A 13,427-nucleotide genomic window follows, 5' to 3' on the forward strand; every position below is an offset into this window, starting at 1 on the left:
GTCATTGGTCGCTAAAGCTTAGCCCCGTTAGTATATCTTATTGTTTCGCTGATTCTAGCTTATCGAGAATTCGATTTAGAAACAGGTTTCCACCCAGTTTGTTACCTGATGGTCGTCATCGCTGATGGCAATGTAGCGCCATTTGTCGAAGGTTAAACACGGATGTGAGGTGGAGAAAGCAATCATGTCGCCCACTTCAATCTCAGAAGAACCGTCAGTTTCAACAAAGGTATGCTGATCCATCACCGCAGTAGAGGTTAAGCCTTTCACTGATATAGCTTCACCATTGCGATAGCCGCGCTCGGCAATCGGTAAACCTGCATCAAAGGCCACATCACGCTTGCCTAGCCCAACCACTAACTTGGTTGGCTCAGGACGAGAGATAACATAAGCCCACACCTCAAGCGCCGATTCTAAATCACCCCCCAATTCGCACGCGTAGCCTTGGTTTACCTCGGCGCGTTGCAACACCTTGCTTTGAGCGTCTAGATAAATACCTGTGTCGTGAATGGCATAACAGCCCGGGCGGATGATCGCTAAGTAATCGGTTAGGTTCGCCAAACATTCTGCAACCACATCGTACCAAGCAGAACCTGCGCCAGTGATGATCGGTTGCCCTACAATTAAGCCATCTGACGCGAGGCTTTCGACCGAAGTGAGCGCCTGATTTAAGAAGGTACGAATGTCTTGCTCGGCATTGTCGCCATGAATCACGCCCTCATACACCTCAATACCCGCTAGCGAAAGTGCAGGCGTATCTTGAATGGTTTGAGCCAGTTCTAAAACTTCTTGAGGTGAACGACAACCACAACGGCCACCCGGAACACCAAACTCGATTAGAGCTTTTAGCGTCTGCTTTTTGTTGGCGAAGTATTGGTTGAGTTGCTGCACGTTTACCGATGAATCCACACAGCAATAGAAATCAACGTCGAACTCACTAATAAGCTGTTCGATGATCGCCATGTTGGTTTTACCTACCAATTGGTTAGCCATGATGATTCTTTTTGCGCCTGCCATTGCTGCAATTTCTGCTTGTGCAGGTGTCGCAACGGTAATTCCCCAAGCGCCATTTTCTAGCTGTTGACGGAAGAAATCAGGCGTCATCGATGTTTTGCCATGTGGCGACAATTTAACCTGATGATGATCGGCGAATGATTGCATCCAATTCAGGTTATTGGTCAACGCTGATTGTTTGATAATTGCTACCGGAAGCGAAATGTCTTCATCAACCAGTCGATAAACACCGTTCTCAGATTGTGATACAGCTCTCCCTTTTTGGCCTTTTTCAGTCAAGATGAAACTATCTTTTTGATACTTTATAACATCTTTTTGTGCAGGGTTATGTTTCATTGCTGATTCCTAACATGATTTAAGTGGTTGTTATTTAATGTTTAAATATATCTGTAATGTGTTTTGTGATAGAAACTATCACGCAAATTAAAATATTATGTGTGTTTTGTCACTGAAAATAATCGGCTGGATTTCTAATATAGCTCCATCAACAAAGTGGATTGAGAGAGTGAGAAATGTTGTTCGATACGATAATTAAAAATGTAGAGGTGTTTGATGGCACCGGCGAACAATCGTTTTGTGCCGATGTAGCAATCCGAGATGGAAAAATCGCCGAAATTGGCAAAATCGATCATGAAGATTGCAGCCAGTTGGTTGAGGGAGCAGGCTTAGCATTGGCTCCTGGATTCATCGATGTACACACACACGACGATACCAATGTTATTCGTTACCCTGACTGCCTACCAAAGATCAGCCAAGGTGTGACAACCGTGATTGTTGGTAACTGCGGTATCAGTGCATCACCTACAGTTTTGGCCGGCGACCCACCAGACCCAATGAACCTTTTAGGCGCGCAGGTTGATTTCAAATACCCAACCTTTGCCGCGTATGCACAAGCAGTGGAGCAGGCGCAACCAGCGGTGAACGTAGCAGCGTTAGTTGGCCACACCACACTGCGTAACCAAGTGATGGACGACCTACAACGCACCGCAAGCGAAGAAGAAATTGCAGCAATGCAAAGCAACCTTGATTTAGCAATGGAGCAGGGCGCATTAGGCTTGAGTTCTGGTTTGGCTTACGCAAGTGCGAAGCAAGCCAACGCGAATGAGGTGATGCAGTTAGCCAAAGTGCTGTCTAGCCATGGCGGCATCTATACCACGCATATGCGTACCGAATTTGAAGAGATCTTAAGCGCGATGGAAGAGGCGTTTGAGACAGGCCAATACGCGAAAGTACCGGTTGTTATCTCTCACCTTAAATGTGCAGGTGCAGGCAACTGGGGCAGAACTGTTGAAGTGCTTGATTTGATGGACAAGGTTTCAGAGCACCAAGATGTGTCTTGCGACTGCTATCCATACTCAGCGAGCTCTTCGACATTAGATCTGAAACAGGTGACAGACGATTTCGACATCTTCATCACTTGGTCTAAAGCAAAGCCTGAACATGCAGGCAAAACGCTTAAGCAGATTGCTGATGAGATGAACCTACCACTGATGGACGCAGCAAAAGCGCTTCAACCAGCCGGTGCGGTTTACCACTGCATGGATGAGAACGACGTAAAGCGCGTATTGAAATACAAGCTGACCATGGTTGGTTCTGATGGTTTACCAAATGACCCGCATCCACATCCAAGATTGTGGGGCACTTTCCCGAAAGTCTTAGGCCACTACTGCCGAGATGAAAAACTGTTTGCGCTGCCAGAAGCGATTCACAAAATGACCGGAATGTCTGCGAAGCGCTACAACCTCGCGGGAAGAGGTGAGATTCGCCAAGACGCATTTGCCGATTTAGTTTTATTTGATCCAAAGAATATTAAAGACACAGCAACATTTGAAAATCCTATGTCAGTTGCTGAGGGAATCGAAAGTGTATTTGTAAATGGTGAGTTAACTTACCAAAAAGGAAAAGTGAAAAATAATCGTTCAGGCGTTTTTATTTACCGTAATTAGAATTTAATTATTTTATTAGATATACAGTAATAAGAAAACGACGAATTAATTTAAATATATTGGAACAGAACCAATATTATCTATAAAGAAGTGGAGTTAAAAAATGACTATTAAACGTTACGGTGTTGAAGGCGGTACAGGTACAGGCGGACAACATTTACCATTTGCACGCGCAACTGAAGCGGGTGGTTTCCTATACGTTTCTGGCCAGACACCGATGACAGATGGTGAAGTGGTAGAGGGTGGCATTGTTGACCAGTCTCGCCTAGCGATCCAAAACTGTGTCGATATCATGACTGAAGCGGGCTACGGCCTAGAAGACGTAATGCACGTAAAGGTTGTGCTAACGGATTCTCGTTACTTCCAATCTTTTAATAAGGTATTCAAAGAGTTCTTCGGTGCTAACCCACCGGCTCGTATCTGCATGGTTTGCGACCTAGTTGTAGACGTGAAGGTTGAAGTAGATGTGACTTGCTACCGCGCGGATCGCGTTTAGTAATAACCTAATCACAATTACCTACTTAGAGAGTATTAGGGGTTAGTCATCCCTGTTATTATCCTTTAATACTCTCACCCTACATTTATAAAAATTACTTTAATTAAAATAGATAAAATCAATAAAGTAATTATATGAAATATAAAAATGAATGAATCATAAATAAAGTTCAAGAATGAACTCAATATTTCACTGAGAGGTGTCAAATGAACAGCACACTTTTTCTTACAGGCTTCGGCGTGTACGTATGTTTTCTAATTTGGTTAGGCTGGTTTGTCTCGCGTAATCAAAAATCTGGCGAAGATTTCTTATTAGGCGGCCGTGGCCTGCCATTATTCTTAGTACTTGGTACAACGGTTGCGACTATGGTCGGCACGGGTTCAAGTATGGGCGCGGTTGGCTTCGGCTACGCAAATGGCTGGGCAGGTGCGCTGTACGGAATTGGCGGTGCTGTCGGCATCCTATTGCTTGCACTTTGGTTTGCTCCGGTTCGTAAACTGAACTTCATGACCATGAGTGAAGAGCTGGCTTATTACGTTGGCGCTAACCGAATCGTAAAAAACGTGGTTGGCCTACTTATCTTTATCGCGTCAATCGGTTGGTTAGGTGCGCACATTCTAGGTGGCGGCATGTACCTAGCGTGGATTGCAGACATCGACCTTAACCTTGCGAAAATTATTATTGCTGCAGCTTTCACTATCTACGTTGTTATCGGTGGTTACACAGCAGTTGTATGGACCGATACGATTCAAGCAATCATCCTTTTTGCTGGCTTCATCCTAATGGCGGTAATGTCTGTTGATCACATTGGTGGCATGGATAACCTTTACGCTGCGATGGACCCTGCTGCTACAAGCTTTTTAGCAATCGATAAACTGGGCATTCTGCCTGCTGTTTCTCTGGCTGTGGTTATCGGTGTGGGCGTACTTGCAACACCTTCATTCCGTCAGCGTATCTACTCTGGTAAAGATGTTTCAACTATCCGTCGCTCATTTGTCGCTTCTGGTGTGTTGTACCTTTTCTTCTCTATTATTCCAGCAATCATAGGTATGGCGGCACACGCTATTGACCCAACGCTGGATAACCCGAACTACTCGTTCCCATACGTAGCTGCAACGGTTCTTCCAGTTGGCGTAGGCATGATTGTTCTTATCGCAGGTCTATCTGCAACCATGTCGAGTGCAAGCTCAGATGCGATTGCCGGTGTATCTATCCTACTGCGTGACGTGTACGTGATGTTCACAGGCCGCGTACCAAACAAAGAATCAATGTTGAACTACTCTCGTCTAGCTTTGGTTGTGGTGATTGGCTTCGCACTACTGTTCGCACTGACGTCAAACGACATCATTGGCTACATCACTAAGATGATTTCAACGGTTATGTCGGGCATGTTTGTGTGCGGTATGTTGGGTAAATTCTGGAAACGCTACAACTGGCAAGGTGCGCTTGCAACACTAGCGGGTGCTTCTGTAGCTTCATTCGTAGTAATGTTAAACGCTGACTACACAGCCTTCTGGGGCAACCCAGTTATCCCATCATGTCTGTTTGCTCTAACGGCAGGTGTGGTTGTGAGCCTAGTGACTCCGGCTAACCAAGTAACACCTGAAATGGCAAAAGCGATTCTTGATGACGAGCGTGCTCTGATGGAGATGGAAATGTCTGAGACTGGCGTACTTGAAGAAGAAGCGGCACCTCAACGTCCTGCAAATCAAACAAGCTAAACCTAGTCTCCACAACTGGTTTGCTTAATTCAGGTCCTGCTTAGTGGCAGGGCCTTCTCCCACATATATCTCTCTATTTTAGGATCGGCTATGCCTGCATCTTCTCATTTCAATATTGCTTTCTTCGGCGAATGTATGGTCGAAATAAGCGGCTCTCCATTAACCAAAAAATTTGGCGGTGACACGCTCAATACCGCGCTTTACCTTTCTCGCTTAACCCAACATCAAAACCTGTCTGTTCATTACGCGACTGGTTTGGGTAGCGATGAACTGTCTCAAAACATGATTGATAGTTGGCAGCTAGAAGGCATTCAAACCAATTTCGTTGAACGTATTCCAAACAAGTTGCCCGGTTTGTACATGGTAGAAACGGACGAAACGGGTGAGCGACATTTCCACTATTGGCGCAATGACGCGGCAGTAAAATCTTACTTTCAAACTGACGACCTGAATAAGCTTGAAATCGCGCTGACAGAGAAACAAGTCGACGCGGTTTACATCAGCGGTATCAGTATCGCGATTTTAGATGACACCTCACGTGAACGTCTGTTGAAAGCCATTGGTGTGTTCTCAAATCAAGGCGGAAAGCTGATTTTTGATAACAACTATCGCCCGCAACTTTGGACGACTGAACAAGCTCAGCATTGGTACGCCAAGTTACTACCATTGGTCGACATTGCACTGATTACCGAAGACGACGACCTGCTGGTTTGGGGCAATGGCGAGAGCGTTCAACAACGCTGCCTTCGCTTAGGCTGCCAAGAGATCGTCATCAAACGTGGCTGTGAGCCATGCAAGATTGTTCAAGTTGAACAAGGCGATGTTGTTGAGAGTTATGTATCCGCGACTCGTGTTTCTAACGTGGTCGACACCTGCGCTGCGGGCGATTCATTCGCTGCGGGTTATTTAGCTGCGCGTCTTACAGGTGAGAGCACCAATGATGCAGCTGAACTGGGTCACCAACTGGCTTCTACCGTTATTCAATACTCAGGCGCGATCATCCCGGTAAGCGCTATGAATCACTTAATTAAAAAATAGAAAAACAAAGCGAATTTATTATGTCTCAAGAAATGATCAACACACTTAAGCAGTTCAAAGTTATCCCTGTTATTCAAATCAACAAGGTGGAACATGCGATTCCACTAGCAAAAGTGTTAGTAGAAAACGGCCTGCCAGTCGCAGAAGTGACGTTCCGTACCGAAGCGGCAGCGGATTCGATTCGTGCGATGCGTGATGCCTACCCAGAGATGTGTATCGGTGCAGGTACAGTACTCACACCTGCGCAGATCGACCTTGCGAAAGAGGCGGGCAGCGAATTCATCGTAGCACCGGGCTTGAATCCCAACACAGTAAAACGTTGCCAAGAGATCGGTATGCCAATCGTTCCTGGCGTAAACAACCCAAGCCAAGTAGAGCAAGCGTTGGAGCTAGGTCTTAACTTTTTGAAGTTCTTCCCAGCAGAAGCGTCTGGTGGGATCAATATGGTGAAATCTCTGTTAGCGCCATACGTTGATGTGTCTTTAATGCCAACGGGAGGTATCGGCAAGCACAACGTGAATGACTACCTAGCCGTGGATCGCGTGGTGTGCTGTGGCGGTACTTGGATGGTATCTCCGAAGATGATCGAGAATGAACAGTGGGACGAGATCGCGGAGTTAGTTAGAGAAGCGGTCGCTCTTGTGAACTAACGAGAAGCGTTTGGAATAAAGATAAGTGTTTTAAATAAAGATAAACAACAGCAGTGGTTGATGGTTCTGTTTTGTGAATTGCCTCCGATAAACAAAACAGAACGCCCGTTATATAGGAAAACTAATAATGAAAAAAACTATATTATCCCTATTGATTTCAGGTTCAGTAGTGTCCCCAATGGCGTTAGCAATGGCTCCAAGTACCGATCTAAATTTAATGCCGTACCCGCAAACAGTCGAGCTGAAAGCTGGGCAGGTTAAGGTTGATGGCAACTTCAAGGTTTACATCAAAGGCTTTAACTCTGACCGTGTTGAATACACGGCGAAACGCTTTATTGACCGCCTTGAGCGCCAGACTGGTGTACCTATTCTAAACTGGCAGGTTGATAGCGCAGACGAAGCGAACCTGATCATTGATATCGACGCGGCGCCAAAATCTGAAGTACAAAACATTGATTCTGTGGAGTCCTACAAAATTACGACTCAGGGCGAACAAATCACGCTGAGCTCTCCAAGCCCATACGGCACAATTCACGGCATCGAAACCCTTTTACAGCTCGTTGAAACCACAGCAACTGGCTACCATATTCCTGCCGTAACCATTGTTGATGAGCCCCGCTTTCGTTGGCGTGGAGTCTCTTACGATACCTCGCGTCACTTCATTGAATTTGATGTGTTGATTCGTCAGCTAGATGCGATGGCTTCTGCGAAAATGAACGTGTTCCATTGGCACTTCTGGGACGATCAAGGTATCCGCATTCAAACGGAATCTTGGCCGCGTCTATGGTCAGAAACCACTGATGGTGATTACTACACCAAAGACCAAGTTCGTTACTTAGTTGAGTACGCTCGTAATCTTGGTATTCGTGTTATTCCAGAAGTTTCACTGCCGGGACACTCTTCTTCTGTGGCGCACGCTTACCCACGCTTGATGTCGGGTGGTGAAGGGCAAAGCTACGAGCAAGAAAGAGGCTGGGGCGTGTTTGAACCTCTCATGGATCCACTGAACCCAGAAGTCTATGAGATGCTAGGTGACGTGTTTGACGAAGTGACCGAGCTGTTCCCTGATGAGTACTTTCATATCGGCGGCGATGAGCCAAATTACGCGCAGTGGAAAAACAGCGAAAAGCACCAACAGTTCATTGAAGAGAACAATATCGATGGCGAGCGTGGTCTGCAGTCTTACCTCAATGTAAAAGTTGAGAAGATGCTGGAAGAGCGTGGTAAGAAGATGACTGGTTGGGATGAGATTTGGCATAAAGATCTGCCGACTTCGATCGTGATTCAAAGCTGGCAAGGGCACGACAGTATTGGTCGTGCGGCGAAAGAGGGCTACCCAGGTATTCTTTCTACGGGTTATTACCTAGACCAGCCTCAGCCGACTAGCTACCACTATCGCAATGATCCAATGCCAAGCGGCATCACGGTTGACGATAAGCTGCACAGTGGTGAGAAGTTTGTGACTTACCAATGGCAAAAGCCTCGCTCTAAAGGCAGCCCACGTAAGGGAACACTGACTATCATTGAAGCGCAAGACGGTACTTTCCGCGCGTTCAGTGATTACAACGGTAAGTCTCGTGAAGAGATCTACATCCTTGATTATGTGCCGGGTAAAACCTTTGTCGGCCACTTCGATAACTTCATGTCGTATACCGAATTCAACCTGAACTTGAATCCAAATGGGTTTGCGGAAGGCAGCTATCAGTTAATTGGTAACGTGCGCTGGCCAACCACAGGCGAAGTGATTGCGAGCAGCGATGTAGAAGGCAGCGTGATCCCTGAGCCAAACGGAGGCTACCCCGCGGAGCTAACCGACAAAGAAAAAGAGCTGATTTTAGGCGGCGAGATCACCATGTGGCTAGAAAACAAAGACAGCCTCACGGTCGAAAACTACCTATGGCCTCGCAGTTATGCAATTGCAGAACGTTTCTGGTCGGATGCAGAACTGACCGACGAACGAAGCATGTATAAGCGCATGAAAGCGATGGATACATGGTCGGAAGTGTCGGTTGGGTTACGTCACCACGCCGATGCTGACATGTTGTTGAAGCGCATTGCAAAAGGCCAAGATATTCACGACCTGCGCGTGCTAGCTAAATACACCGAGCCTGCTCAATACTACGCTCGCAACTGGGAGAAGTGGAATTCTACGGAACCTAAGGGCACTTTATACAGCCAATACGAGCGCTTAAACCGCTTCGTTGATGCGCTGCCTGTGGAAAGCTACGCCGTGTATGAGATGCAAGACTTGGTCAATGACATGGCGACAGGCAATCAACAAGTGCTTGAGCAACTTGCTGAGCATTATCAGCAAGCAAAATCGGCTGCACTAGCGGCTAAAACTGTCTTCGTTGGCAACGTATCTTCGGTAGAGACTGTGGTGGTTGCAGAGAAAACCGTTGAAGTGGCAGACTTGGCGTTAACCTTGATTGCTAAAGCACAAGCAGGCGAGAAAGTAAGAGAAGCAGACGTGAATGCCTACCAAGCGATACTGTCTGATTCGGCGAAAATCTATGATGAATCAATCATCGCGATTGTTCGCCCGACTGAGTTACTGTTAAAGCAGCTAGCTGAGTAAGTCGCGAACTGATTAACTGATAAGTCATACGCTAATAAGTGAATCAAAACCGCCCTCTGTGGGCGGTTTTTTAGTTCTGTCTTCTTTATGTGGTGCGATTTAATGCTTTTTGTTAGTAACTACTCACTATCTATATTCTTCAGCGTTAATGTGAATGTCATGCCTTGGTCTGGGTTGTTCTTTGCTATCAAGGTGCCTTGCATATCCCGTACATTGTTGGCTGTAATAGCTAACCCCAGCCCCAAACCTTCGCCCATTTTTTTGTTGGTATGAAACGGTTCGAAAATGGTTTCGAGTTGGTCTTCTGATACACCGCAGCCATTGTCTTGCACCTTGATGATCACACGTTGTTGATCGGTATGTGCACTGATAACAATGGTCGCGGGTGTTTGATTCTGAGTAGCATCGATGGCGTTTCTAAGCAGGTTACCAAGCACTTGGCGAAGTCGTGCTTCTTCTCCCATAACCATCGAAATATTGGAAGCGATACGCACACGAATATCGACGCTGTCTAGCTCGGTTTGATGAATACGCAGGGTTTCTTGCAGTGCGTCTGTTAGGGAAACAGGATAAGGTTTCTCAAGCCTTTGGAAGGCGAATGACTTCAGCTGGCTAGTCATGTTAGCCATTCGGTCGATTAGGCTCATCACCAGATCCATGTTCGCTTTCAGCATCTTAGTCTCGCCTCTTTCCATCAGCAACTGGTTACTCGAAAGTAGGGTTTTTAGGCCAGTAAGCGGCTGATTGAGTTCATGAGTAATCGCACTCGACATCCGCCCTAGTGCAGCCAGTTTGCTAGATTCGACAAGTTCTTGCTGCGCATCTTTTAGATCTTGAGTTCGCTCTTCGACCCGCAGTTGTAGCGTTTTATTGGCGTTTTGCACCGCAATTTCGGCTTTCTTACGTTTGCTGATATCGATTACGGTACACAGGTAGTAAGTCGTCGCATGCCAAGGAAAGGCGCTAATAGAGAATAAAACAGGGAAGTAGCTGCCATCGCTGCGTCTTGCCATGGTTTCGACGCTAGTTATCTCGGCCAGCTCTTGATGCTGCTCTAAGTTTTTGAGCAGTTGCAAGGTGGTTGAATTCGGGTTACCTGCCTCAAATAACTGCCACGCCTTGATGTTATTGATCATTGAATCAGATAGTGAAAAGTAGTTCTTCGCCATCAGGTTGATATCGTGAATGCGTCCGTGTTTATCGATCAGTATTAACCCAACATGGGTTTTATTGATCATCCCAGACAGTCGTTTCTCAGACTCTTCGATAAGCTTTTGGATTCTCAGATTGCTGAGCTTTTTCTGGCGTCTTTGGTAAAGAATAACCAACAGTAACAGAATGAAAAGACAGCCAACCGCCACACTCCAGCTGATCCAGTTCGTGGTCTGGTTGAGGCTGGTTAATGGCGTTAGGTAGGTTAAACGCCAATTCAGATCGTCTAACTTGATGGACTGAATTAGGTAATCTTTATCTTGCAATCGCCACACGCGAATATGGGTTTGGTCATACAGCTCACGTTTTGTCGCTGTGGGCTGAGAATTGAAGGTGTCATTGAACCAATCGGCACTCAACCTGTTGTCACTGGAGAGAAAGAACTGATCGCGAGGGTTCTGAAACAGTATCGCCTCACCATCGGCAAACCATTGATCGGTTAACAATGACAAATCGATTTGCACCGCGACAATGCCAACCACATCAGAGGCTCGATATACGGGTGCCGCTATGAAGTAATCGGGTGTCACGCCTTTGTTTTTTGTCACCACTGAAATCGCACCACCTTGTTGGTGGATCTTCGAAACAATTGTACTGGCGTTCTTATTGCTCAGTTTGCTTCTTTCAACACTCGATACCAACAAGTCCCCTTCGCCAGAAAGCAGATACCAGCCCTTGGTGTTGGCGGCTTTATCCAATTGAATCAGCTGCTTCTTAATGCGTTTTTCTAGGCGGGCTTCACCATCAATGAAGCGCACACTGGTTTCATCATTGGTTACTAGGTAGGGCAGATAATAGAAACGCTTAAGGGTTCGCCTTGCTTCGGCAATGTAGCCAAGGAAGCGCTGTTCGGCATAGCGTTGGGCTTGTTCAAGCTTCCACTGGCTGATGCCATTCTTGGTGGTGACCTGCACCAAACCAATCAATAAACAGGTACACAGGAATAACCAATATCGATTGTTATTCATCATTTCTGATCAAATCCCTTTAAAATTAGTGGCTTGCCTCTTTGAGCTAGTGGTTTGACAAGGTTTTATGTTTGCTTTTTAAGCGAATGGAGAGTGAGACAAATCGAAGCTAACAAACATTATTAAACTGTTAAAGGAGTGTTATTCAAAGTGGGAGCTAGCTCCTTTTCGTCTGAGGTTTTTTTACATACCGTGGACGATATTAATCAGATGTAGAGTGGCGGAACCAAACTATGCAGCGTATTGCTTTAATTGAAGATGACGCGATTGTGCGTCAAGCAACCAGCCAATGGTTGCAGCTGGCGGGCTTCGATGTCACCGCATTTGAAGTAGGACAAGATGCGTTAAACGCCGTAGAGCAGGGTGATTTTCAAACCATTATCACCGATGTTCGTTTACCTGATATTGATGGTGTTGATCTGCTAGGGCGTTTCAAAGGTCTTGTGCCAGATGTGCCTGTTATTTTGATTACTGGGCATGGTGATGTCGATATGGCGGTGAAAGCCTTACAGCAAGGTGCCTATGACTTCATTGAGAAGCCATTCGACCCAGAGCGTCTGTCTCAAACGGTATCGGAAGCGGTAGATAAACATCAAAGTGGCCAAGACAGAAACAGTCGTAAGAACTATCTGGATAACCTTAAGGGCATTGAACAGGTGCTGATCGGTCGCAGTAAAGTGATGTGTGAACTGCGCGAGCAAATCCAGAAAGTCGCTTCCATAGACACCAACGTGATCATCTATGGTGAAACGGGTTGTGGTAAAGAGCTGGTCGCCTCTTGCTTACATGAATTCAGCCAACGTAAACCCCATCCGTTTGTTCCGCTCAACTGTGGCGCAATCCCAGAAAATCTCTTTGAAAGCGAGCTGTTTGGACACGAAGCCGGAGCGTTTACTGGTGCGGCCAAACGACGCATTGGTAAGCTGGAATTTGCCGACAAAGGCACAGTGTTCCTTGATGAAATAGAGAGTATGCCGCTGTCGATGCAGGTAAAAGTGCTGCGCACCTTGCAAGATAATGTCGTCGAACGCGTGGGGGGGAATCAGCAACAACATGTTGATCTACGAGTGGTCTCTGCCTCGAAAAGCGATCTACTGAATCACCCCGACTTTCGCCAAGATCTATTCTATCGTTTGAATGTTGCCCAGCTGCATTTGCCTCCACTCAGTGAGCGTGAAGAAGATGCCTTACTTTTGTTTGAACACTTCACCCAAGAAGCCAATTCCGAAACACGTATAGCCAGTGAGGCTGATCGCTATGCACTGCTCTCGTATGGGTGGCCGGGCAATGTGCGTGAACTGCGTAATGTTGCGATTCGTTTTGCATTGGATGAAAGCTTGACCGTTGGGGATATTTTGGCGTGTCGTCCCAATTCTGTCACAGAGTCCACAACGGCGGGCATCCCTTTGGCGGTTCAAGTACAGAGCTTTGAAAGGAAAGTGATTCATGATGCCTTAGTTCGTTATAAAGGGCGTATCAATGACGTGATGCAAGATTTGGATTTACCTCGTCGAACATTGAACCAAAAGATGGTGCGTTATGGGTTAAATCGAAGTGACTATGTTGACCCTTAGAGAGCGGCTTCATCGCAGTGCTTGTTGATTTTTAATGAGCAATAAATGGCTCATTGCATATTTATCAATTTACATACATTGATCACACAACTGCAACATAGTGTGACTTGCTTCCCGATCTACAGGTGTTAATTCCGGTAGCCGATAAGCCAAAAATGGCTTACTTAATAACAGGGGAATAAGCAAAAAACGGCTTATTTTGAATAGGTTTTAAAATAAAAGTAAATTAA

General features: G+C 46.1%; 9 protein-coding genes. 7 read left to right on the plus strand and 2 right to left on the minus strand.

The genetic code is table 11. The annotated features are described in order from the left end of the window. Positions 1 to 75 precede the first annotated feature (75 nt). Positions 76 to 1,350: an amino acid deaminase gene (locus AB6D06_RS12805; protein ID WP_372110395.1), complete on the minus strand. Its 1,275-nt coding sequence runs from the start codon at positions 1,348 to 1,350 to the stop codon at positions 76 to 78. 176 nt (positions 1,351 to 1,526) lie between these two features. Between AB6D06_RS12805 and AB6D06_RS12810 the strand changes: the two genes are divergently transcribed. From AB6D06_RS12810 to AB6D06_RS12835, 6 genes are all read left to right on the plus strand, one after another. Then, positions 1,527 to 2,960, plus strand: a complete 1,434-nt coding sequence (locus AB6D06_RS12810; RefSeq protein WP_017067118.1) for an amidohydrolase family protein — start codon at positions 1,527 to 1,529, stop codon at positions 2,958 to 2,960. Between the two features lie 103 nt (positions 2,961 to 3,063). Continuing rightward, on the plus strand, positions 3,064 to 3,456 hold the full coding sequence (locus AB6D06_RS12815; RefSeq protein ID WP_017065166.1) for a RidA family protein: 393 nt from the start codon (positions 3,064 to 3,066) through the stop codon (positions 3,454 to 3,456). 206 nt (positions 3,457 to 3,662) lie between these two features. Then, a complete protein-coding gene (locus tag AB6D06_RS12820; RefSeq protein WP_372099529.1) occupies positions 3,663 to 5,177 on the plus strand; it encodes a sodium:solute symporter family protein in 1,515 nt (504 codons plus the stop codon). 90 nt (positions 5,178 to 5,267) lie between these two features. After that, on the plus strand, positions 5,268 to 6,215 hold the full coding sequence (locus AB6D06_RS12825) for a sugar kinase (protein ID WP_372099528.1): 948 nt from the start codon (positions 5,268 to 5,270) through the stop codon (positions 6,213 to 6,215). Between the two features lie 20 nt (positions 6,216 to 6,235). Continuing rightward, on the plus strand, positions 6,236 to 6,865 hold the full coding sequence (locus AB6D06_RS12830; RefSeq protein ID WP_017070148.1) for a bifunctional 4-hydroxy-2-oxoglutarate aldolase/2-dehydro-3-deoxy-phosphogluconate aldolase: 630 nt from the start codon (positions 6,236 to 6,238) through the stop codon (positions 6,863 to 6,865). A 127-nt stretch (positions 6,866 to 6,992) separates the two neighbouring features. Next, positions 6,993 to 9,443 carry a family 20 glycosylhydrolase gene (locus AB6D06_RS12835; RefSeq protein ID WP_372110399.1) on the plus strand — a complete coding sequence of 817 codons (2,451 nt, stop codon included), beginning with the start codon at positions 6,993 to 6,995 and terminating at the stop codon, positions 9,441 to 9,443. A gap of 119 nt (positions 9,444 to 9,562) precedes the next feature. Here the strand turns inward: AB6D06_RS12835 and AB6D06_RS12840 are convergent, their stop codons facing one another. Beyond that, positions 9,563 to 11,626, minus strand: a complete 2,064-nt coding sequence (locus AB6D06_RS12840; RefSeq protein WP_136975820.1) for an ATP-binding protein — start codon at positions 11,624 to 11,626, stop codon at positions 9,563 to 9,565. A 230-nt stretch (positions 11,627 to 11,856) separates the two neighbouring features. Between AB6D06_RS12840 and AB6D06_RS12845 the strand changes: the two genes are divergently transcribed. Further along, complete coding sequence (locus AB6D06_RS12845) at positions 11,857 to 13,197, plus strand: sigma-54-dependent transcriptional regulator (RefSeq protein ID WP_372110400.1); 1,341 nt, start codon at positions 11,857 to 11,859, stop codon at positions 13,195 to 13,197. The last annotated feature ends 230 nt before the right edge of the window (positions 13,198 to 13,427 follow it).

Origin of the sequence: Vibrio sp. 10N.239.311.G01 (genome assembly GCF_041465805.1) — a bacterium.
In the GTDB taxonomy this organism is placed as follows: domain Bacteria; phylum Pseudomonadota; class Gammaproteobacteria; order Enterobacterales; family Vibrionaceae; genus Vibrio; species Vibrio crassostreae_C.

Bases quoted from the DNA above. Each gene is read 5' to 3' on its own strand.
- AB6D06_RS12805 (WP_372110395.1), bottom strand. From the start codon at position 1,350: ATGAAACATAACCCTGCACAAAAAGATGTTATAAAGTATCAAAAAGAT.
- AB6D06_RS12810 (WP_017067118.1), top strand. From the start codon at position 1,527: ATGTTGTTCGATACGATAATTAAAAATGTAGAGGTGTTTGATGGCACC.
- AB6D06_RS12815 (WP_017065166.1), top strand. From the start codon at position 3,064: ATGACTATTAAACGTTACGGTGTTGAAGGCGGTACAGGTACAGGCGGA.
- AB6D06_RS12820 (WP_372099529.1), top strand. From the start codon at position 3,663: ATGAACAGCACACTTTTTCTTACAGGCTTCGGCGTGTACGTATGTTTT.
- AB6D06_RS12825 (WP_372099528.1), top strand. From the start codon at position 5,268: ATGCCTGCATCTTCTCATTTCAATATTGCTTTCTTCGGCGAATGTATG.
- AB6D06_RS12830 (WP_017070148.1), top strand. From the start codon at position 6,236: ATGTCTCAAGAAATGATCAACACACTTAAGCAGTTCAAAGTTATCCCT.
- AB6D06_RS12835 (WP_372110399.1), top strand. From the start codon at position 6,993: ATGAAAAAAACTATATTATCCCTATTGATTTCAGGTTCAGTAGTGTCC.
- AB6D06_RS12840 (WP_136975820.1), bottom strand. From the start codon at position 11,626: ATGATGAATAACAATCGATATTGGTTATTCCTGTGTACCTGTTTATTG.
- AB6D06_RS12845 (WP_372110400.1), top strand. From the start codon at position 11,857: ATGCAGCGTATTGCTTTAATTGAAGATGACGCGATTGTGCGTCAAGCA.